General features: G+C 58.4%; 22 protein-coding genes and 1 pseudogene. 10 read left to right on the top strand and 13 right to left on the bottom strand.

All coding sequences use genetic code 11. The features are described from left to right. Positions 1-260: 260 nt before the first annotated feature. The 7 genes from J2X71_RS36080 to J2X71_RS36050 all read right to left on the bottom strand — a co-directional run bounded on the left by J2X71_RS36080 (position 261) and on the right by J2X71_RS36050 (position 6902). Positions 261-1256 (bottom strand): Gfo/Idh/MocA family oxidoreductase, encoded by a 996-nt coding sequence (locus tag J2X71_RS36080; protein WP_310390105.1) that lies wholly within the window; start codon positions 1254-1256, stop codon positions 261-263. Continuing rightward, positions 1253-2134, bottom strand: a complete 882-nt coding sequence (locus J2X71_RS36075; RefSeq protein ID WP_310390148.1) for a sugar phosphate isomerase/epimerase family protein — start codon at positions 2132-2134, stop codon at positions 1253-1255. The genes J2X71_RS36080 and J2X71_RS36075 overlap by 4 nt, the downstream gene beginning before the upstream one ends. Positions 2135-2156: 22 nt before the next feature. Continuing rightward, a complete protein-coding gene (locus tag J2X71_RS36070; protein ID WP_310390103.1) occupies positions 2157-2990 on the bottom strand; it encodes a carbohydrate ABC transporter permease in 834 nt (277 codons plus the stop codon). Further along, the gene (locus J2X71_RS36065; RefSeq protein ID WP_310390101.1) at positions 2987-3910 is read right to left on the bottom strand and encodes a sugar ABC transporter permease; all 924 of its coding nucleotides are present in this window, start codon (positions 3908-3910) and stop codon (positions 2987-2989) included. Before J2X71_RS36065 ends, J2X71_RS36070 begins: the two co-directional genes overlap by 4 nt. Before the next feature lie 100 nt (positions 3911-4010). Then, positions 4011-5213: a sugar ABC transporter substrate-binding protein gene (locus J2X71_RS36060; RefSeq protein ID WP_310390099.1), complete on the bottom strand. Its 1203-nt coding sequence runs from the start codon at positions 5211-5213 to the stop codon at positions 4011-4013. Positions 5214-5232: 19 nt separating this feature from the next. Next, the gene (locus J2X71_RS36055) at positions 5233-6216 is read right to left on the bottom strand and encodes an alpha/beta hydrolase (protein ID WP_310390097.1); all 984 of its coding nucleotides are present in this window, start codon (positions 6214-6216) and stop codon (positions 5233-5235) included. After that, positions 6213-6902: a GntR family transcriptional regulator gene (locus J2X71_RS36050; protein WP_113324803.1), complete on the bottom strand. Its 690-nt coding sequence runs from the start codon at positions 6900-6902 to the stop codon at positions 6213-6215. The genes J2X71_RS36055 and J2X71_RS36050 overlap by 4 nt, the downstream gene beginning before the upstream one ends. 101 nt (positions 6903-7003) lie before the next feature. Here J2X71_RS36050 and J2X71_RS36045 point away from each other — a divergent pair, with 101 nt between their 5' ends. Both J2X71_RS36045 and J2X71_RS36040 read left to right on the top strand, forming a co-directional pair. Further along, positions 7004-8077 carry a sn-glycerol-3-phosphate ABC transporter ATP-binding protein UgpC gene (locus J2X71_RS36045; protein WP_310390095.1) on the top strand — a complete coding sequence of 358 codons (1074 nt, stop codon included), beginning with the start codon at positions 7004-7006 and terminating at the stop codon, positions 8075-8077. Between the two features lie 247 nt (positions 8078-8324). Beyond that, complete coding sequence (locus tag J2X71_RS36040; RefSeq protein ID WP_310390093.1) at positions 8325-9449, top strand: MFS transporter; 1125 nt, start codon at positions 8325-8327, stop codon at positions 9447-9449. A gap of 166 nt (positions 9450-9615) precedes the next feature. On the opposite strand, the gene J2X71_RS36035 is transcribed toward J2X71_RS36040, so the two are convergent. From J2X71_RS36035 to J2X71_RS36025, 3 genes are all read right to left on the bottom strand, one after another. Next, entirely contained in the window at positions 9616-10500 is an 885-nt protein-coding gene (locus J2X71_RS36035) for an alpha/beta hydrolase (protein WP_310390092.1), read from the bottom strand. Positions 10501-10611: 111 nt separating this feature from the next. Continuing rightward, complete coding sequence (locus J2X71_RS36030; RefSeq protein WP_310390090.1) at positions 10612-11781, bottom strand: M20 aminoacylase family protein; 1170 nt, start codon at positions 11779-11781, stop codon at positions 10612-10614. A gap of 2 nt (positions 11782-11783) precedes the next feature. Then, the gene (locus J2X71_RS36025) at positions 11784-12422 is read right to left on the bottom strand and encodes a GntR family transcriptional regulator (protein WP_310390088.1); all 639 of its coding nucleotides are present in this window, start codon (positions 12420-12422) and stop codon (positions 11784-11786) included. A gap of 308 nt (positions 12423-12730) precedes the next feature. Here J2X71_RS36025 and J2X71_RS36020 point away from each other — a divergent pair, with 308 nt between their 5' ends. Both J2X71_RS36020 and J2X71_RS36015 read left to right on the top strand, forming a co-directional pair. Continuing rightward, positions 12731-14131 (top strand): PAS domain S-box protein, encoded by a 1401-nt coding sequence (locus J2X71_RS36020; RefSeq protein ID WP_310390086.1) that lies wholly within the window; start codon positions 12731-12733, stop codon positions 14129-14131. A gap of 2 nt (positions 14132-14133) precedes the next feature. Further along, positions 14134-14586 (top strand): response regulator, encoded by a 453-nt coding sequence (locus J2X71_RS36015; protein ID WP_310390082.1) that lies wholly within the window; start codon positions 14134-14136, stop codon positions 14584-14586. 221 nt (positions 14587-14807) lie between these two features. Here J2X71_RS36015 and J2X71_RS36010 read toward each other — a convergent pair whose 3' ends face one another. Continuing rightward, positions 14808-15002: a hypothetical protein gene (locus tag J2X71_RS36010; protein WP_310390080.1), complete on the bottom strand. Its 195-nt coding sequence runs from the start codon at positions 15000-15002 to the stop codon at positions 14808-14810. Between J2X71_RS36010 and J2X71_RS36005 the strand changes: the two genes are divergently transcribed. Both J2X71_RS36005 and J2X71_RS36000 read left to right on the top strand, forming a co-directional pair. Beyond that, complete coding sequence (locus J2X71_RS36005; protein ID WP_310390078.1) at positions 14987-15385, top strand: hypothetical protein; 399 nt, start codon at positions 14987-14989, stop codon at positions 15383-15385. The two genes, J2X71_RS36010 and J2X71_RS36005, sit on opposite strands and share 16 nt — an antisense overlap. A 114-nt stretch (positions 15386-15499) precedes the next feature. Beyond that, positions 15500-16003, top strand: coding sequence for a protein tyrosine phosphatase (locus J2X71_RS36000; RefSeq protein WP_310390077.1), 504 nt, complete (start codon positions 15500-15502; stop codon positions 16001-16003). Here the strand turns inward: J2X71_RS36000 and J2X71_RS35995 are convergent. Next, positions 16000-16638, bottom strand: coding sequence for an exopolysaccharide biosynthesis protein (locus J2X71_RS35995; RefSeq protein ID WP_310390075.1), 639 nt, complete (start codon positions 16636-16638; stop codon positions 16000-16002). The two genes, J2X71_RS36000 and J2X71_RS35995, sit on opposite strands and share 4 nt — an antisense overlap. A 31-nt stretch (positions 16639-16669) precedes the next feature. Next, positions 16670-16879, bottom strand: coding sequence for a hypothetical protein (locus tag J2X71_RS35990; RefSeq protein WP_310390074.1), 210 nt, complete (start codon positions 16877-16879; stop codon positions 16670-16672). A gap of 130 nt (positions 16880-17009) precedes the next feature. Between J2X71_RS35990 and J2X71_RS35985 the strand changes: the two genes are divergently transcribed. The 4 genes and pseudogenes from J2X71_RS35985 to J2X71_RS35970 all read left to right on the top strand — a co-directional run bounded on the left by J2X71_RS35985 (position 17010) and on the right by J2X71_RS35970 (position 19235). Next, positions 17010-17321, top strand: a complete 312-nt coding sequence (locus J2X71_RS35985) for a PadR family transcriptional regulator (RefSeq protein WP_310390072.1) — start codon at positions 17010-17012, stop codon at positions 17319-17321. Further along, positions 17293-17457, top strand: a pseudogene (locus J2X71_RS35980) (chromate transporter); the annotation flags it as partial. The gene J2X71_RS35985 and the pseudogene J2X71_RS35980, both read left to right, overlap by 29 nt. Positions 17458-17837: 380 nt before the next feature. Continuing rightward, entirely contained in the window at positions 17838-18206 is a 369-nt protein-coding gene (locus J2X71_RS35975; RefSeq protein WP_310390070.1) for a nuclear transport factor 2 family protein, read from the top strand. A 183-nt stretch (positions 18207-18389) separates the two neighbouring features. Beyond that, positions 18390-19235: a hypothetical protein gene (locus J2X71_RS35970; RefSeq protein WP_310390068.1), complete on the top strand. Its 846-nt coding sequence runs from the start codon at positions 18390-18392 to the stop codon at positions 19233-19235. Positions 19236-19451 lie beyond the last annotated feature (216 nt).

Here is a 19451-nt window from a genome sequence, read left to right as displayed (position 1 = left end):
CGCGATCTGCCTCAGGCTGCGGCCAATGCGTCTCCATGATCAACCTTGGAGCAGCGCTTTAACGAACCATTAACCATGCGCAAAGTACTCTCAAGCTGGCCGCCGCATTCTCCTCCCATGCTGTGCGGCTTAGACATTGGCCCGAGCCTCGTAGCTCGGGCCTTTTTTTGCGTGCGCCAAGATGCACGACCTGAGTGGATCATATCGATGGCGCCACGAATGGCAAACGCATAAGCGAATAGATGTAATAGCCCGGGTTGCTAAAGCGCCAGTTCGGTTCTCAGCATCTCGAGCCGCTCCATGGCGATGACGCCGTCATGGATGCTGGGCGCTGCGGTCGTGGCACCTCCAAGGGCGGGAACGACATCCGACAGCAGCGAATAATAACCCTTCGGATCCTCGTTGGCTGCGGCGGTGAAGTTCGGTTTCCAGGTCAGGCTGTCAATCGCGTCGGTGAGAGTGGCTGCGGGGTCGTCGACCTTGAAGGGCGGGTTGCGGTTCCATTTGATGTCGATCACGTTATCGACTTCGATGCGCTGATGGTCGCCCATGAGCTCGATGCGTTCCACCGGCGCCCCACGCGACTGGATCGTGCCCATGGCAATCGTGCCGATCGCGCCGCATTGGAAATCGAAGTTGATGTGGAAGAGCACCTTGCCCGGCTCTTTCTCTACTTTTCGTGCGGTCAGTTTCGTCACCGGCGAAACCAGGAAGGAGACGAGGTCCATGTAATGGACGCAATGGTGCAGGAAGAAGCCGGTATAATCGACATTGCCGACGAAATAGCCGGGTGCCGTCATATAATAACCGGTCAGACCGAGCACATCGCCGAAGCGGCCCGAGCGGACGATATTGGCGGCAATCTTGTTGCCGGCCGAATAGCGTTTCATGAAGCCGAGAAGAAGTGGCTTGCCTGATTTTTCCGAGGCAGCCTGCAATTCGCGGGCGCCGGCGGCGCTGCCGGATGGCGGCTTTTCCATGAAGACGGGAAGGCCGCGTTCCAGTGCCGCCTTGCCAAAGGCCAGATGTTGATCCGGACCGACGGCCATGCCGACGGCATCGATGCCAGGCGTCTTGATCAGCTCGTTCGCGTCCGTACTCAGGGTCGAAACGCCGAACTGTCGGCCGGCGGACGCCAGGCGCTTGGCATCGATGTCGCAGAGCGCCACGAGCTCGACATCGTGGCGGACGAGCTGCGGGAGAAGCATCTGGGTCGCATGGATGCCGCACCCGATCCAACCAATCTTCAATGTCATCGGCGATATTCCGTCAGTGTGAGATGGGATTTGATGAAGGCCGCACTTGCCGCCAGCCTCTCGCTCTCGTCTTCATGCGGCGCGCGCCACTGGGCGAAAGGCACGCCGAAGCGGTCGTCGTTGCGGCGGAACGGCTCCAGCGAAACCGGACCCTGATAGCCGATCTCGTGCAGGGCGCGGCAAACGTCCACCCAGTCGGTAGCGCCGGTTCCGGGAAAGCCGCGGTGATTTTCGTTGGCCTGGAAATGCACGACGCGCTTGCCGCCGAGCCGGATCGCTTCGGCAATCGAGGCCTCTTCCATGTGCATGTGGAAGGTGTCGAGCATCAGCTGAACGGCGGGATGGTCGACGGCGTCAAGGAGCTCCATCGCCTGTTGCGTGGTGCAGAGCACATCACTTTCGAAACGGTTGAGCGGTTCGACGGCGAGAAGAATGCCGGCCTTCTGCGCATGATCGCCGGCCTCTTTCAGGCCGTTGACGCAGCGCTCCTTGCGCGCAATACGTTCATCTTCGGCGACAGGCTGCGGCGGCCGGCCGGCAAAGACCAGGGGGTTGCCGGTCAACGGGCCGCCGACGATCTTGGCGCCAAGGACTGCGGCGCAGTCGGCCGCATATTTCAGATAGTCTATTCCGGCGCGATAGGCTTCGGCCTCCGCAGACGAGAGATTGCGCTGGAGATTGACGCGGGCGGCAAGGACGACGCCAAGGCCGGCATCGTCGAGCGCCTGTTTCGTCTCGGCGAGGTCCAGTTCTCCCGGCTCCGGCACCAGCAGCTCGACGAAGTCATAGCCAAGGTCGCGCATGCGGCGAAACAGCGGGAAGTGCTCGGCCGTGAAGGGCCTTGCATATTGCATCGATATCAACCCGACGGGGTTCATGATCATTCCTCTTTCTGTGACATCAGCCCTTCACCGCGCCCTGGGTGAGGCCGCCGATCAGCCGGCGTTGGACGAGAAGGAAAAGTGCAGTGGCAGGCAGGGCCCCGACGACGGCGCCGGCAGCAAGCAGGCCCCATTCAATCTGGTATTCGCCGATGAGCGTCTGGATCGCCACCGTCACGGGGCGCACGTTGCGGCCGCCAAGGGTGAGCGCGTAGAGATATTCGTTCCAGGCGGTGATGAAGATATAGATGCCGGTCGAGACGATGCCGGGCATGGTGAGCGGCAGCACGACACGCCAGAGCGCTGCCAGCCGCGAGCAGCCATCCATCATCGCCGCCTCGTCCAGACTTTTCGGGATGGCCGAAATATAGCTCGTCAGCATCCAGACCGCGAAAGGAATGGCGACGGTGGAATTGGCAAGGATCAGCCCGATATGCGTATCGAGGATGCCGGCTTTGCGCATCATGATAAAGAGCGGTAGGATGAGCAGCACGACAGGAAACATGTTGATCAGCAGGAATTGCAGCATCAGCAGCTTGCGGCCGATGAAACGAAACCGCGAGAAGGCGTAGGCTGCAGTCACCGAGACGATAAGGCCGATCACGACGGTACCGACAGCGATAATGAGACTGTCGAGCATATTGCCGAGGAAGGATGTCTGGGCAAACAGCCTGGTATAGTTGTCGAAACTCCAGCCGGCCGGCGTTAGCGAGACGCCCGTGGCACTGAGGACTGCCGTCGGCGTGAGCGAGGTCAGGATCATCCAAACGAAAGGCGCCATGGCGATGATGAGGATGATGAAGACCGGCAGGTCCGTGATTAGCATACGGCGAAGCGTGTTTTGCTTTTTCATCTTTCGACCTCCCGCATGGTTCGGGCGAGATAGAAGGCGACGACCACGCCGAGCAGAATGGTGAAGGTGACCGCGATCGTCGTGCCATAGCCGAAATCAACATTCTGCCGCGCCCGGACAAAGGCGTAGAGCGGCAGCGTATGAGTCGAGTAACCTGGGCCGCCGCCGGTCATGACGAAGATGACATCCATCGAGTTCGCCACCCAGATGACCCGCAGCAACCCGGCCGTTGCCAGCACCGGCGCAATGCCCGGCAGGGTGATATGCAGGAATTGCCGCCATGTGGACGCGCCGTCGATCGAGGCCGCCTCATATTGGCTGCGCGGAATGCCTTGCAGGCCGGCAAGGATCATCACTGCGAAGAAGGGAAAACCCTGCCAGGTCAGCGTGGCGATGATCGAATAGAGTGCGTAATGCGGGTCTGCCAGCCAGGGCACGGCGCTGTGCACGATCGAGAAATAGAGCAGGATATCGTTGAGCACGCCCGTCGTCGGATCATAGATCCAGCGCCACATCAGCGCGATGACGACGCTCGGCAGCGCCCAGGGAATGATGATCAGCGCGCGGGCTAGGCCTCGCCAGGGGAATTCGCGCTGGAGAAGCAGCGCGGTCACGAGGCCGAGCAGCATCTGCAGCGGCACGGTCAGCCCGATCCAGATGATCGTGTTCCACAAAGCTGTCCAGAAGACCGGATCGTGAAAGAGCTTGATGTAATTGCCGAACCCGACGAATTTCGTGGCGTTGGGCTTCCACAGCACCAGGTCGTAGAAACTGGTGAGAACCGCCTGAACCATCGGGAAGAAGACGATGACCAGCGTGACGATCAGAGAGGGCGCAAGCAGCATATAGGGCAGGAGCCGGCCGTTCAGCAGCTTTGGCTTTGCCATGCTGCGGCCTGGACTGAGCGTGCTGACGGACATGGGAGACTTCCTGAACTGTAATCGCATTCATGAGGACCGTTCGCGCCGCATCTGGACGCGAACAGATTTGGCGGGGAAACCCACAAGGGATCGCCGGCCTTTACTGGGAAAAAAGCCCTTCCAACTGCTGCATCATCTCAGCCGAGGTGATCTGGCCGGTCAGCGCCTGCTGCATGGCGGTCTGCCATGCCGTATTGACGAATTCCGAGGTCGCGGTGTTTTGCGGCAGCACATGCGCGAAGGGCAGAGATTGGACCGTCGCATCGACGAAGCGGCGTTCATGCAGCGTCCAATGCGCCGAGCCGCTCTTGGTGACGGTCATCTGGCCGGTCGCCTTGTTGAAGGCGACATTGTTGTCGCCCTCGGCGAGGAAGGAGATCCACTTCCAGGCCGCGTCCTTCACCTGCGAGGCAGAGAAGATCGCGAGCGACTCATCGCCATAGGAGGTCCACTGTCCGCCACCGCATTTCGGCACCGGAACGGCCGAGACCTTGTCGCCGAGAGCCTTCACGAGATCGTTCGACGAGCCGATATGGTGGATCGTCATTGCCGTCTTGCCGGCCTTGAAGGCGGCAATGATTTCTTGGAAGCCGTCATTCGGTGCCGAGGGCGGAATGACCTTGTCCTTCTGGAAGAGATCGACGAGCCACTGGTTGGCGGCAACCGCTTCCGGCTTGGTGAGGCCGCCCGGCTTCAGCTCGGCGCCCTGCGAGAGCACGAAGGCGCCCCACTGGTCCCAGCCACCCTTGCCGCCACGCAGGCCGAAGCCGTAGACGTCAGGCGCCCTGGTCAGCTTGATGGCGGCGTCCCGGAATTCTTCGCAGGTCGTCGGCGGCTTCAGGCCGGCGGCCTGGAACAGGTCGGTGCGGTAATAGAGGTAGAGAACGACATACTGGATAGGCAGGTAATATTGCTTGCCGTCGGGACCCTTGTTGATATCGAGCAGGTTGTCGAGCAGGTCGGCCTTGCCGGGCCAGGCATTGATGCGGTTGTCGATCGGTTCGAGCGCGCCCATTTCGGCAAGGCGCGGCTGGGCGAAGAGCTTCACCATCGCCGCATCAGGCGCGTTACCGCCAACGATCGAAGTATAGAGATTGTCGTAATAGCTGTTCCACGGTACGTTTTCGGCATCGATGGTGATGCCGGGATTGGCCTTTTCGAACTTCGCAACGAGATCGCCCATCGGATTTTCCGGATTGTCGAAGTGATACCAGAAATGCACCGTTTCGGCAGAGGCAGCGCTTGCCACCAAGCTTGACGCAAGCGCGACGCCGAAAGCCAGACTCTTCAGAAACTTCTTCATTCTCTCCTCCTCCTGACGGTCAAACGTGTGCCGTCATCTCCTTTGCCTTTTGACCTGCGGCTGAAAGCGCCTCCCGCGCCGCAGCCAGGTCGATTGTGTTCTGCAGAAATCCATGCGTTACGCCGGGTACGACCGTGACGGTCTCGCTGCGCCCGAGCGATTGCAGGCGCTGGTGCAGGATCAGCGTGTCCGAGAGCAAGGGGTCTACGGCGGCGGCCATGAGATGCAGCGGCGGAAGGGCCGCAAGCGCTTGATTGGACGCTGCAAGCGGGCAGGCGAGCGGGTCGAGCCCGACATCACGATCGCCGACATACCATTGCCAATAGCGCTGCATCTTGTCGCGCGTCAGGCCAGGTCCGTCGGCGAAATCGCGATAGGAGTCCGTGGTGAAATCGCGCGCGAAGGTGCCGTAGAACAGGAGCGCTCCCGCGAGTGCCGGGCGTCCGACCTTATGTTCATGGAGAATGGCCGCAAGCGCGAGATTGGCGCCGGCGGAATCGCCCCCAATAACGATCGGACCGGCGCCGACACCGAAAATGGTGGAAGACGACTGCAGTTGGCGCAGAGAGGCAACGACATCCGTCAGAGCAGCGGGGTAAGGATGCTCCGGCGCAAGGCGATAATCCGGAACCAGCACGGCCATGTTCGTCTCGATTGCCAATACCCGCGCGCAACGCTCATGGCTTTCAGGCGAACAGAATGCGAAGCCCCCGCCATGGACGAAGAAAACGGCGCCTGGTTTCGCCGCATGCGGAATGAACACACGAATTCTCAAGCGCGCGGAACCAAGCGTCGCGTCCGGTTCGATCCAAATATCGTGCGCTGATTGCATCGCTGGCAGATCGAGGTTCCAGCGCCGGTTTGCTCTTTCCGACTGCGCCCGACCCTCTGTCGGCGACAGGGTCGTCGGATCGGGCAGCGGACCGTCCTCGGCCGCGACACGCGCGAGAAGTACTGCCATTTCAGGCGACAGAAGACCCATGTCGGCTAAGGCGGCACTCATTGTCTGGCATCCGGGAAGACATCGGGGCCAAGATCGACAATGGTCGCGATATGATGGTGGAGGGCGGCAACCGACCTGGCAGCATCGCCGCTCTCGATCGCCTCGATGATCGAATGGTGGCGCTGGGCGGTGGCAACGAGATCGCGTGGCGTCGTGCTGCGCGAGATCTTGAAGCGGTGATTATGTACTAGGCAACGATGGAGAATGGGATCCAGCGCCGGCAGGGCTGCATCCTGGAAAATCCGGCGATGAAAGTCGCGGTCGAAAGAGGCGAGCTCGAGCTCGTCGCCCTGGCGGGCGGCATCCATCATTTCCTCGAAAAGCTGACCCAGGTCGCTTAACAAAGTCCGGCTCGGCGCTTTGATCACGCGCATGATGCCGTTGCACTCGATTTGCTGGCGAACGCGGAACATCTCGATCGCTTCGTCCGCGGTGCAAGCGGAGACCTGGGTGCCGCGATGACCCTGGCGCAGAACCAGGCCTTCTTCCTGCAACTGCAGCAACGCCTCGCGAACCGTGCCCTGGCTGCAGCCGAAATGTGCTGCAAGGTCGAGCTCCGTCAGCGCCGTTCCGGCGGGCAGCGTTCCGAGCAGAATATCCCGCTTCAGCGCATTGAAGGCGCCGGTGGATTTGGCCGGCTTCGTGGCGGCGTGCCGGCCTGCTTGTCTGGCGGAAAAATAAGTCATCAATCTCGCTCTGCAGAATTCCGTTTGCATGTGCTATCATTATTGATATTGATATCGATAATTAAGGTCAAGTGCCTAAATGACATCAGGGAGGATACGGCGTGACGGCAATTAGTTTGAAGCAGATCAGGAAATCTTACGGCTCGCTGCAGGTCATTCACGACGTCGATATCGATATTGCAAGCGGGGAGTTCCTGGTTCTCGTCGGTCCCTCGGGCTGTGGGAAATCGACCCTTCTGCGCATGATCGCGGGGCTTGAAGATATCAGCGGCGGCACGCTAGATATCGGCGGGCGGGTCATGAACGATCTGCCGCCAGCCGAACGCGACATCGCCATGGTGTTTCAGGATTACGCGCTCTATCCGCATATGAGCGTGCATGAAAACATGGCTTTTGGCCTGAAGATGCGCGGCGCCGATACCGCGGCCATCGAAAAACGCGTCTCCCGTGCCGCTGATGTCCTGAAGATCGAACCTTTCCTCGACCGTCGGCCCGCGCAGCTCTCTGGCGGACAGCGTCAGCGCGTCGCCATGGGGCGCGCTATTGTGCGCGAACCAGCTGCCTTTCTATTCGATGAGCCGCTCTCCAATCTCGATGCATCCTTGCGCGTCGAGATGCGGCTGGAGATCGCCAAGCTGCACAAGCGCATGAAGGCGACCACCGTTTACGTCACCCACGACCAGGTCGAGGCCATGACGCTCGCCGACCGTATCGTCGTTATGAACGGCGGCGTGGTCGAACAGATCGGCCCGCCGCTCGATCTCTATCACCGCCCGGCCAGCCTCTTCGTTGCCCGCTTCATCGGCAGCCCGACCATGAACACTTTTCCGGCAGAAGTGTTGGCGCCCTCGGGCGCGATTGCGGTTCTCGGCAAGACCATCGCTCTCAATCGTTCAGGGCACGCGGCACTACCAGAGGGCGAGATCGTCCTCGGTATCCGGCCTGAAGATTTTACACGTTGTACTGCCGAGGAGGCCTGGTTCAGCGGCGAGCTCGTGGTGGCCGAGCGCCTCGGCAGTCAAACATACGGCTATATTGAAGTCGGGCATAGCCGTATGCTGAGCGTGGAGTTTCCGCGAGATGCGACTATCGCCGTCGGCGAGACCATTCATGTCAAAGGCGACATGGCCCATGTCCATCTCTTCTCGCGGGGAACCGGCAGGCGGTTGGATTGAAACACCGAGCGGGCGGGGATCGTTTTGGCAGCGATATATGGCTTTGTCGGGCGAGGATGGAATTGACCCGCCAGTGTAGCTGTCCGGTGCGTGTCTCTCGTACAGATATCTCAAATCCATAAGCAACCTTACACTATTCGAATGGATCACGGAGCAACGGTCAGCGCTGAATGCGACTATGCTCTGATCGAGATTCTAGAGACTGACCCCTTTGCCACCGCTTTGGGTAACAAAATCATCCAGAAATATGGAACGCCAGATCGGAGACGAGGTCGGCGCCGCGCCGCCGCTGTCCACGCAGCATGTCATATCAGTTTTTATCTTCCGCACGGCGTTCGGAGAATTGCTGATGGGGCCATTGTCCGATGGGATAGGGCGCAAGAAAGTGCTTGTGCACGGGCTCTGCCTCCATGCGATCGGAACCGTCACAACGATCCTGGCCGGATCGCTCGAAATAGTGATCCTGGGCCGGTTCCTTCAGGGCAAAGGAGCGTCCGGCCCCAAGATCGCAACACGTGCTATGATTCGCCATCAGTTTGAAGGGGATGCGATGGCGCGCGTCATGTCCTTCATGTTCACGCTGTTTATTCTCGTGCCGATGCTGGCTCCCGCCCTGAGTCAGGGTCTGATCTCGCTTGCCGGTTGGCGTAGCGTCTTCGGCATTTGTCTTGCGATCGCGGTTCTCCTTGGCGTCTGGCTGGTGATGCGACACCCGGAAACATTGCCAGTCCCTAAACGCATAGCGTTCCAGCCGAAACTGTTGTTCCGCAATGGCTCCCGTATCCTGTTAAAGCGCCGTGTGACCTTGCTAATCATCGCAACCGGGATCGTGTTCGGCGCTCAGCTCCTCTATCTCAGCACGGCGGCCGATTTGTTCTTCGACGCCTATGGAATCAAGGGAACCTTCCCGTTTTATTTCGCTGTCCTGGCCACTGGAATAGGCTTGGCATCGTACCTTAATGCAAGGTTCGTACAAAAAATCGGCATGGATGCTATGGCGCGCGCCGCCTTCATCGGGCTTGCATCCGTCGGTCTCTTTATGCTGCTCGCTTCGATGCTCTGGAGCGGTCGCCTGCCTCTTGTCGCTCTGATGGTGTTCGGGTTTTCGGCCTTCTTTGCCATTGGGATATTGTTCGGCATTCTCAATGCCATGGCAATGCGTTCTCTTGGCCAGGTTGCCGGGTTGGGCGCATCGCTGATTGCGTCGGGATCGAGTTTCGTTGCGACCCTGTACGCTATCGGCATAGGAAGTTTCTATGGCGGAACGGCCATGAATCTGGCAGTCGGTTTCTTTGTCGCAGGTGTCAGCTCCCTGGTTTTGGTGGAACTGGCGGCAGGGGGTGATGCCTCGCCAGTCGAAGCGGCTCGATAAGCAGAAGCAATGACAGGAATTCGTGAAAGCCGGACAGATGTCATTTCGGTCCGGCTTCCGGAAGTAGCCTTGGATCACTTGGCCCACACGATGCGATTCCCATCACGGACATTTAGGTATGGGCAGGAGGAGAGGGCGCAGCAACGTGCGCCGCGCGGTTCCTACCTTAGGCGTCCCAACCGCGCACGGTTACTACAGCGTCAGCGAAATCCTTTGGTGCCTCCCAGGGCAGATTGTGTCCGCAGTCAACAACCCGATGCTCGTGTCGTGCTTTGAACATCGGGGCATGATCGGCCGTACCGCCAGGCTTAAGCGGGTCCTGTGTCCCATCGATGGTAATCGCGGGAACGGTGATGGGTGGTTTTTCGGCCAGTCGCGCTTCCAGGTCAGCCAGCGCCGGGTCCCCTTCAGCATTTCCAAAGTCGCAGCGATAGGAATGGATGACGACATCAACGAAGTCCGGGTTGTCGAAAGAGCCGGCTGTCCGATCGAACGTCGCATCGTCAAACGCCCAGGTGGGCGACCACTGTCTCCAGAGCATCCGGCACAGTTCGCGGCGGTGGAGAGACAGGCATTCGCGGCCGCGCTCCTGCTGAAACAGATGTTGATACCAGACGGCATGTTCAAGGCTGGGCTGGTAGGCGTGGCCAAGCCGTTCCACATCGATAACGTCATAGCCCGCATACGACACCAGACCGGCCACTCGATCGGGCCACAATACCGATGCAACGCATGAAGCAAGGCCGCCCCAGTCATACCCGGCGAGAACGGCCTTTTCGATGCCAAGAGCGTCCAGCAGGTCAATGACGTCTTTGCCAAGAGCTGCTTGCTGACCGCTTCGCATTGTGGACTTCGACAGAAAGCGCGTAGGGCCAAAGCCACGCAGGTAAGGCACAATCACCCGTGCTCCCGCGTCCGCTAGGCGAGGCGCCACCTCATCATAGGCGTGGATGTCGTACGGGAATCCATGGCTCAGCACCACCGGCCAACCTTCGGGCGAACCGTGCTCGAAAAAAGCAATTTCAAGAGTGTCGGTTTTGATTGTTCGCATGAAGATCCTCTCATCTGGACTGCTCAGTGACGCACTCTCCCCGAGCGCAGGCCTTTGGCGGCGGCTTGGTTGCCTTTCAGCGCCTGAGGAGAGGGCACGCACGGCGGGTTGTCATTGCAGTTGCTGTTCAACGACTGTTGCGAAATAGGAAGCGCCGTAGGGCAGGGCCTTGTCATTGAAATCGAACCACGCGCTGTGAAGGATCCGGCCATTATCGTCCGGGCCATTTCCGATCCATCCATAGCATCCGGGGCGGTCCTCAAGCATGAAGGCGAAGTCTTCGACGATCATCGTTTGCGGCGGGTTTGTCTCGACCTTGTTGAACACCGATCGGCCTGCAGCCTCGGCCGATTGCGCCGCGGACTCGGAGTTGACGAGTGTCGGATATTGCTGGGCGTATGACACCTTGCAATGGGCGCCTGTCGACAATGCTATGCCCTCCACCACGCGCCGAAGTGCCGGCTCGGCTGCGGCGCGTGCTTGGGGAGAAAAAGCTCTGACTGTCCCTCGAATGGTGACAGTGTTCGGCAAGACATTGTAGGCGTCGCCGCCATGGATCTGCGTGGCGCTGACGACCAGTGCGTCGAGCGGATCAGTGTTTCGAGCAGAAATTTGCTGGAGCGCCACGACGATGTGGCCAGCCGTCAGAACGACATCAGCGCCTTTGTGTGGTTGCGCTGCATGCATTCCCGTGGACGTCGCCTCTATCTCGAAGCTGTCGCCCGACGCCATCATCGGGCCTGCCTTGACTGCAAAGGTTCCGACATCCATTCCCGGCCAGTTGTGCAAGCCGTAGATCTCGTCGCAGTGAAACTTGTCGAATAACCCTTCGCGGATCATGCGAGCCGCGCCGCCATCGGCGCCTCCCATTTCCTCTGCCGGCTGGAAGATGAAAACAACGCGGCCCGAAAAATTGCGCGTTTCAGCAAGATAGCGCGCCGCGCCAATAAGCATGGTCGTGTGCCCATCGTGTCCGCAGGCGTGCATGACACCCTTGTTCAATGAACGATGTTCGAAATCGTTGCGTTCCTCTATCGCAAGCGCGTCCATGTCCGCGCGCAGAGCGATGGAACGTTCACCTCTTCGGTCTCCGTACAGGACGCCGACGACGCCAGTTCCGCCAATGCCTTCGCTTACCTCGATCCCGAAGGACCGAAGTTTGTCAGCAACGAACTTTGCTGTTTGATGCTCTTGGTAGGAAAGTTCAGGATTGGCATGAAGATGACGTCGCCATACGCTCATCTCATCGTGAAAGTCAGCGATCCTGTTTATGACCGGCACTGTCAGTGCTCCTTGTTCTGAATGTCTTGATATGCAAGCTGGAGATGCTCCGTCAGGCAAGCGATCGCGCCATCCTCGTCTGCATTGCGGCAGGCCTCCAGTAGTTCACGATGTTCGGCAGCCGATTTCTCCGATCGAACAACGATGGACCTCGCAATCGTCTCCGCAAAAGCAGACGCTCTGTTGAGCTGCTCGATGGTCTTCATGAGCGTTTGCCGGCCTGAGGGACGGTAGAGCGCGTGATGGAATTCCCAATTGAGCTCGGAGAGCTTGGAGGGGTCTCCTTCTGCGTCAGCTGCATCGAGCGCCATTTCTGCCTTGGCGAAATCAAGCTTTGTCTGGTGCGGGAGTGCCGACTTGAGCGCGAGCGGTTCCAGCAGAAGGCGCATTTCAAACAGATCGTGCACAATTCCCGGATCGGGCTCTGCGACGCGTGCCCCCTTGAAGCCAACTGCCTCGACTAAGCCTTCCTCAGCAAGGGATTGAAGCGCGTGCCGAAGGGGTGTGCGGCTGACATGGAGGTGCGCGGACAAGGCTTCCTGCCGTAAAGGCTGACCGGGCCGGTACGTGCCATTCAGGATCAGGGTCCTGATCCTGTCGGTCGCCATTTCCGCCTGCGTTTTTTCTGTATCCGAAACCATAATTGTATCCAATTATAAAATCGTCATGCTGTCAAGTGATCAGTCCTGGCGAAAAGCAGCACAAGCAAAGCCCTAGATTTCGCGTCACGATGGCAGGTCCCCGCTGAAATCAACAACCAAACATGAGATCGGTGAGCATGCCGGCTGGTTAAGACTGATCCAGCGCGGTTCGCGCATCGAGCCCGAAGTGTAGAAAGGCAGGTCTAGCCAGACGCAAAACTTGGCTTCCCCGGTCCGGAACTTGTGCTCAGCTTAGGCGTTAAGGTCGGTTAAACCACAGGCTTCGGCCGGGGAGGCCTGAGAGCCACATGAACGACCACTCTGTTTCTAACGGCGCTCACGCCGCCGTTCCGGCTAGAAACCATCATGAAATTTACGAGGACTTCTTTGAGAATGGCGCGGTTGCGCTTCATCTTGTCGGCGAAGATTGCACCATTTTACGCGCCAACCAGGCTGAACTCGACCTTCTTGGCTACACAGCCGAAGAATACATAGGTCGGCCAATCTCCCAATTCCACGCAGATTCAAATACGATCCGCGAGATATTGGCCCGCCTGTCAGACGGAGAAAAGCTGAACCGCTTCCCGGCTCGATTACGCGCGAAGAACGGCTCGATCAAGCACGTGGAAATCACCTCAAGCGTCCAGTTTCGCGACGGGAAGTTCCTTAACACCAGATGCTTCACGGTGGACGTCACCGATACGGTACGGCTGAAACGACAACTCGCCCGCAAAGAACAGGAGATGCGCCAGATCCTCGAGGCGCTTCCTGCGGCCGTGTACACCACGGATGCGCGGGGGAAGATCACCTACTATAACAGGGCTGCCGTCGAGCTTGCCGGCAGGCAGCCGGTCGTAGGCCAGGACGAATGGTGCGTCACCTATCGCTTGTTCACGCCGGATGGGCAGCCTCTACCCCACGATCAGTGCCCGATGGCCATCGCGCTCCGTGAGAAACGGCCCGTGCGTGGGGTTGAAGCGATGGCGCAACGTCCCGACGGAACAATGGTGCCTTTCCTACCGTTTCCGACACCGATGTTTGACGAAGACGGTGAGCTCATCGGGGCGATTAACATGCTTGTCGACATCAGTGATCGAAAGACTGCCGAGACGAACCAGAAGGTCTTCCTCGACGAGCTCAATCACCGCGTCAAAAACAACATGGCGATGCTGTACGGGCTCATCCATTCGGCCGCACGGGAATCGAACAGCCCCGAGGCCCGTCGCGTATTGGGAGACGCCGCCCAGCGCGTCGGAGCCATGGCAGCCGCCCAACAGACCCTCTACATGGAAAAAGACCGGACCCGGGTGAATGCGAAAGAGTTCCTCGAGGCGGTTTGCAGCAGCGCCAGGCAAGCCTTCTCAAAGGACGTCGCGCTCCATATCGACGTGGATGCGGTGCAATTGCCGAACGATGTCACGATGCCTCTGGCGCTGGTCCTGAATGAACTGCTGACAAACGCCGCCAAGCATGGCTGCGACGATGCGGGGAAATGCGACATCTGGATCACCCTTTCGCACCGTGTCGGGGAATTCGTGCTGACGGTCCGGGACAGCGGTCCCGGGTATAATTTTGAAGCCACAGGCAGGCGCTCTTCGGGTACCGGCCTTGTGTCTGGCCTGGTGAGGCAGCTACGTGGCTCATTCTCCGTGGCGCCTGGTCCCGGCGCGATGTGCACGATCCAATTCCATGACAACAAGCTTGGCTGAACATGTCTCCGATAACATCGCACCGAACTTCCTCCCATGGATCCAACCCATCGTCGCAGAAAACGGGCAAGGATGGGCGAGGAACTAAACCAGGGGACCTGCGCATTCTCATTGTCGAGGACGAATTTCTGATTGCGCTGGAACTGGAGAACAGACTCCTAGATGCGGGCTACAAGGTTGTTGGTATAGCTGTGACGGCCACAGAGGCCGTCGCAATGGCTCGTGCCGAGCAGCCGGATCTGGCGATCATGGACATTCGGCTTGCTGGACGGACGGACGGTGTAGAGGCCGCAATCGAGTTGTTCGGTACGTTTGGCGTTCGCTCCGTCTTCGCGTCGGCGCATGCTGATGCAGAAACGCGGAAACGAGCCGCACCAGCCAGACCCATTGGTTGGGTCCAAAAACCTTACTCCGCCGAGGCGCTGATACGTCTGATCAGGGACTTCTGCGGTTAAATCTTCATGGGTCTTATCTGATATCCGCGATGCGGCTCGCTCTTATTGAGTTGTCTTTGTAGAGTGATTCAATGCGCTTCAGCTGTGTCTCGGTGAGCCTGAATTGATCGGACATCGGCAGATCCTCCTGCCGCGCTTGAAGCACGACGCTACATCGGATGGAATCCAGCTGTTCAGTCAAGATTCGCTCTGCGGACGGAGCCTGCGTTTGTAGTGTTCCCTTATAAACGCGCTATCCATTCATGCTCGGGATGCAGGGCCTCTAGCCAGAGGCGCAGATCAAGCTTTTCTTGGAAATTGAGTTTGGGGAGCGCGGCCTCGAAGTCGCGCTCGTCTTTCTCTCTACGGTACTTTGCCTTGAAGAGCAGAACGTTGGCCGGTGCGAGATAGGGAGTGCCAGGTGCTTGATCTGTCACAGCCGATACCTGACGACAGAAACAAAGCCCTGAGGACAGGGACGGGTTGGCTGATCCAGCACTGTGATGCCGCCGTCTTCCACAATTTCTCCGGATGGAGGTATGTTGTGCAAGCAGGCAGCGGCGATCTCGTGATCAAGGCTATGAATCGCGGGGTTGAGTTATCGGACAATGAGAGCGTGCTGAGCGCTGCCTCCTGCCGTGGCGACGAGGCTCTGGCTACCCGACTTATGGAGGGAAGGGCAATCAGCGCCTACCTTTCGCGTTTCTTCGCCTGCCTGATGCCTCTTGAACTCAAAGGGAACGGTGAGGCCGGCGACGCTCAGGTGCACTCGCAGCAACCTGGGAACGTGAAGATGATGGATGCCCAACCCCATTTCTAGTCGGCAAGTTTTCGGAAAGGCGCCGCTCGTCAGATCTCGTCGGCTTCATAAAACTGTCATCGAGGCTCGGCATAGCTTTATCGAATTCCGATATCGTCATCCGAGGGGCTTTCGATGCAGGACGGGACCTACCGCGTACTCTTCCTCTCGCGCCGCAATTCCGCGCGCAGTATAATGGCGGAAGCCATCTTGAACAAAATCGGCAAGGGACACTTCGAGGCAATGAGCGCGGCCGTCGATCCCGCGCCAGTGATCGAACCAACCGTCCTGGAATTGCTTCGCATTGCGGATTATCCGTTAGAGAATATAACGCCGCGGCATTTCGGGGCGTTTGCGGATGTGGGCGCCGCTGATCTGGACTTTGTTTTCACTCTTAGTGACACTGTCGCGGGTGAAGCCCTTCCGGATTGGCCTGGCTTGCCCATCACCTCGCACTGGCGGTGCCCAGACCCTATCCTTGTCAAGGGCGAAGTCTGGGAACGTAAGCAAGCTTTCACGCAGGTACTGACCGGACTGGAACGTCGCCTTAACATTTTCATCAATCTCCCTTTTGCCTCGCTGGATCGTATGAGCCTCCAGAACCAAATCAGGGGCCTTGGCGAGTCACAGGAAGTCTAGCTCTTCGGGTGGCTGGAAGAGCGGTCAAGACCTATCCAATCAGCGATCAGCCACCAGCTGCCGGCAAGAATACCGGCACTGACGGTCGCTGCGAGGATTGCGACCAGCAATCCTACGCCGATCGCCAGCGAATCGCGCTGTGCCATGCCCAGAGCCGTGATAAGAACAGCGAGACCCGGCAGCATATTGCCGAAAGGAATCGGCAGGGCGATCAGGATGGCCATCGTTAGGATGACGAGCCCAAGCACTGGTCGCATTGCAGCCTGTGAGAGCAGCCTGCCTCGCGGTCTCATGTGACGCTCAAGCCGGGCGAGGATTGGAGCACCATGCATGGCCGTCCGTTCAACAACGGATCGAGGTACGCCCATGGCTGACAATCGATGCGGAAGCCGTAATCGTTCCACGCCGAGGATGACCTGCATCGACAAAAGAGCAAGCGCCATGCCGAATACGAGTCCTGCCGGAATGCCCGGCGTTGGAATGATCGCAGGAATGGCGAACATCAGCAGCACGACCGCAATTCCCTGGTCACCCATCGCGTGTAGAAGGTCACCCACGGTTACAGCCCGCGGCAATCTCTCCGGCAGGGTGCTGAGCAGGCTCGCCATGCCGCCGGTGTTGGCGGAGTTGCTCATGCGTACCAGCACTTCCGCTGATCGAGGCGCACTATCGCCATGCGGCCTCGTTCTTCTTCTCATAGTCACCGAACGCCTTCTTAAGGCCGCCCAAGACCTCGGCTGCGGTTTCGAACATCGCCTTCAGTTGCGGCTCGTCGACCTTTTCAATGTCTTCCCGCAAATGATCCATGGTTTCCTGCAGGCGGGTCTGCATTTTCTGCGTATGGTGGCGCGGATCATGATCGGCTTCACTGACCATCGGTATTCTCCTATGGTTTGTGCTTCGATGAACCGCCAACCGGTTTGACGGTTGCAGGCAAAACTCGTTAGCTCTAGTCTCGGTTCCCGATATCGTTTTTCGAGAGTGGGTTTTATTTTGATGGTGATGAATGGAACATCAGGACCTTCTTTCCGGCTTCATCCGGCTTCACGTCCTGTATCATGCCGCCGAAGGCGATCTCTATGGTCTCTGGATGATCGAGGAACTGGCGCATCACGGGTACAAGGTATCCGCCGGGACACTCTATCCGATGCTGCATTCCATGGAGAAGAAGGGATACCTCATCTCGCGAACCGAACGGGTGGGCCGCACGCATCGCAGGATCTACAACGCGACGCCTTACGGCCTTGCAGCCCTCGAACTGGCCCGGGAAAAGGCAAAGGAGCTGTTTCGTGAAGTCGTCGGTGGAAGCAATTCATGAAGACGCTCTCACGCGTCCACATGGCACGCCGGGAGAAGTCTTTGTAGCCTTTCTGAAGCTCGGCCTCACTTCCTTCGGCGGCCCGATCGCTCATCACGGCTATTTCCGCAATGAGATCGCCCGCAATCCTTGGATGATAGCGGAGACATGACGCTACCTCGCATTACAATCTCCTGCTGACTACTGAAGGCGCTTTCCAATGACAACCCGGCGAGGGGGCGGCGCGTGCGCAACGCGCTGTCACGGTCTCCACGAACTCCGGCCCGGTCAGGCAGTAGTTGGGGTCGACTCGGCTGGGGGGCGAAATGACACTCCAAGCGCAGGCGGCTGTCCCATTTGAACCCTCGTGAATTTGGGGCTCGGGAAGTCGTTATTGCTATGGGCTAAACGCTGTCCAAAACAGACTAAAGTACAGTTGGGACAGCGATGGCATTGGCCCGAATGCCCCATTTGCAGACATCAGAGAATGGCTGTAGTGAACAACGAATTATGCAATATTTTTAGAGGATCACAGTTTTGGACGATGTTTCCCTGCCGGTACAAAAGCAGCTTGAGGCCTATAATGCGCGTGACATTGATGCGTTCATGCTCTGGTGGGCGCTCGATTGCCAGTATTATTCCTTCCCAAACACTCTGCTGGCAGGAAGTGCTGAGGAAATAAAGGCGCGTCATGTCGAGCGGTTCAAAGAGCCTGATTTGTACGGTAATTTGCTCACACGCATTGTCGTCGGAAACGTCGTGATAGACCACGAGACGGTCACGCGAACCTTTCCCCAGGGAAAGGGAGAGATCGACGTCGTCTGCATCTATGAGATCGAAGACAGCAAGATTGCAAAAGCGTGGTTCAAGACGAGCGAGCCCCGAATGTATCCGCTCATCGCCTGACGCTTGCAGACAATAGATGTCCGCCTCGGGTCGACTGCGGTCATCTAGCGTTCCTGCAGTGTCATTTCGCCCCCAGTCTGAACCGACCCCTAGTTGGTTCAGATGTGGTTTCTTTTTCTGGGCATAGCAAGCGCGGTAGTTGCCCTTCTCCTCAGTATCCACCCTGCAGCTGGGCTACTGTCTATGGAAGCCTCATCTCGCGGCGTCCGTCTCGCATTCCCAGCGGGGGTGGAGTTGAAAGGGGAGCAACTTGCGTTCATCGGTTACGACATTACCGAAGTATCCGGTGCAGCAGCGGTCATCGACGCATGGAATGGGGCCATGCTTCCACTTGTTGTAGCGAACGAGCGACTTGGAGTTGAGAAGAAGGCGGCAATCGCTGAGATCGACGTTGCTAAGGACGACGAACGCTCAATAGAGCTCTTCGTCTCTGATATGATGCGACTTTCCTTGCTCAGCCCGGAATCAAGCTTGGACCTATCTCTCAATGATACGGCCCTGCGGCTGCTGGACAGTGATGACAAACCGACTCAGACGGAAGCACTTTGGGCGAAGAGAAATGTTCGGTTTCACGGTGCATCCGAACTTGAGGTGCTGCTCACCAAGCGCCAGAATGTCGGTGAAAGTTTGCCAATCGTTCGATACGACGGTCAAATAGATCTAATGGCGTTCGACAAACGAGCTCCGGTCAATGGCCAGCTAAATGGTCGTAGCAATCTTCTTCAATCCCCGACAATCACATTTCTGGAGTTTGGCGACCAGAAGGTGTCCTTTTTCGGTGGACAAGCGCTTTCGATACTCAAGGCAAATGGTGCGTTGGAACTGAGCGCAAAAGGGACGGCACTGAATGTAGCATTCAACGGCAAGGTTAAGGACGTCCGGCGGACGACGTCGAATCTCACGCCGAGCTTTCTTCACTGGCTGTGGAGGAATCCGACCATTACTTTTACCGTTGGTGCAGTTATCGGCGTGCTTGGCTTTCTCACGACAGGCCGCACTCGTATACGCGAGTTTTTGAACAGCCGATAAGACTTGAGCGCCGCACAATCCACCGCGGCCGGCCCGCCGCAGCCTTTACCAATGATGTGGATGCTGGTGACCATGTGGCGATCAATCTGGTCGAGGCGGATGCTGACGAGCTCGGAGACGCGCAGCCCTGCAGGCCAGATGCAGCGTCGCTCGATCGCGAAATGCCGGATACCTGACGCGGGTTCGGTGCATCAAGCAAAGTCTGCCTCTCGTCGC

Origin of the sequence: Rhizobium sp. 1399 (assembly GCF_031455475.1) — a bacterium.
Taxonomy (GTDB): Bacteria; Pseudomonadota; Alphaproteobacteria; order Rhizobiales; family Rhizobiaceae; genus Rhizobium.
The sequence above is the reverse complement of the archived record's forward strand: the minus strand, read 5'-3'. Positions and strand labels throughout refer to the sequence as shown.

What these genes read in the sequence shown, in the direction of transcription:
- J2X71_RS36025 (WP_310390088.1), bottom strand. Translation starts at nt 12,422, where the DNA reads ATGGTTTCGGATACAGAAAAAACGCAGGCGGAAATGGCGACCGACAGG.
- J2X71_RS36035 (WP_310390092.1), bottom strand. Translation starts at nt 10,500, where the DNA reads ATGCGAACAATCAAAACCGACACTCTTGAAATTGCTTTTTTCGAGCAC.
- J2X71_RS36015 (WP_310390082.1), top strand. Translation starts at nt 14,134, where the DNA reads ATGTCTCCGATAACATCGCACCGAACTTCCTCCCATGGATCCAACCCA.
- J2X71_RS36000 (WP_310390077.1), top strand. Translation starts at nt 15,500, where the DNA reads ATGCAGGACGGGACCTACCGCGTACTCTTCCTCTCGCGCCGCAATTCC.
- J2X71_RS36050 (WP_113324803.1), bottom strand. Translation starts at nt 6,902, where the DNA reads ATGACTTATTTTTCCGCCAGACAAGCAGGCCGGCACGCCGCCACGAAG.
- J2X71_RS35990 (WP_310390074.1), bottom strand. Translation starts at nt 16,879, where the DNA reads ATGGTCAGTGAAGCCGATCATGATCCGCGCCACCATACGCAGAAAATG.
- J2X71_RS36055 (WP_310390097.1), bottom strand. Translation starts at nt 6,216, where the DNA reads ATGAGTGCCGCCTTAGCCGACATGGGTCTTCTGTCGCCTGAAATGGCA.
- J2X71_RS35970 (WP_310390068.1), top strand. Translation starts at nt 18,390, where the DNA reads ATGGAAGCCTCATCTCGCGGCGTCCGTCTCGCATTCCCAGCGGGGGTG.
- J2X71_RS36070 (WP_310390103.1), bottom strand. Translation starts at nt 2,990, where the DNA reads ATGAAAAAGCAAAACACGCTTCGCCGTATGCTAATCACGGACCTGCCG.
- J2X71_RS36065 (WP_310390101.1), bottom strand. Translation starts at nt 3,910, where the DNA reads ATGTCCGTCAGCACGCTCAGTCCAGGCCGCAGCATGGCAAAGCCAAAG.
- J2X71_RS36060 (WP_310390099.1), bottom strand. Translation starts at nt 5,213, where the DNA reads ATGAAGAAGTTTCTGAAGAGTCTGGCTTTCGGCGTCGCGCTTGCGTCA.
- J2X71_RS36080 (WP_310390105.1), bottom strand. Translation starts at nt 1,256, where the DNA reads ATGACATTGAAGATTGGTTGGATCGGGTGCGGCATCCATGCGACCCAG.
- J2X71_RS36020 (WP_310390086.1), top strand. Translation starts at nt 12,731, where the DNA reads ATGAACGACCACTCTGTTTCTAACGGCGCTCACGCCGCCGTTCCGGCT.
- J2X71_RS35985 (WP_310390072.1), top strand. Translation starts at nt 17,010, where the DNA reads ATGGAACATCAGGACCTTCTTTCCGGCTTCATCCGGCTTCACGTCCTG.
- J2X71_RS36075 (WP_310390148.1), bottom strand. Translation starts at nt 2,134, where the DNA reads ATGAACCCCGTCGGGTTGATATCGATGCAATATGCAAGGCCCTTCACG.
- J2X71_RS36040 (WP_310390093.1), top strand. Translation starts at nt 8,325, where the DNA reads ATGGAACGCCAGATCGGAGACGAGGTCGGCGCCGCGCCGCCGCTGTCC.
- J2X71_RS35995 (WP_310390075.1), bottom strand. Translation starts at nt 16,638, where the DNA reads ATGAGCAACTCCGCCAACACCGGCGGCATGGCGAGCCTGCTCAGCACC.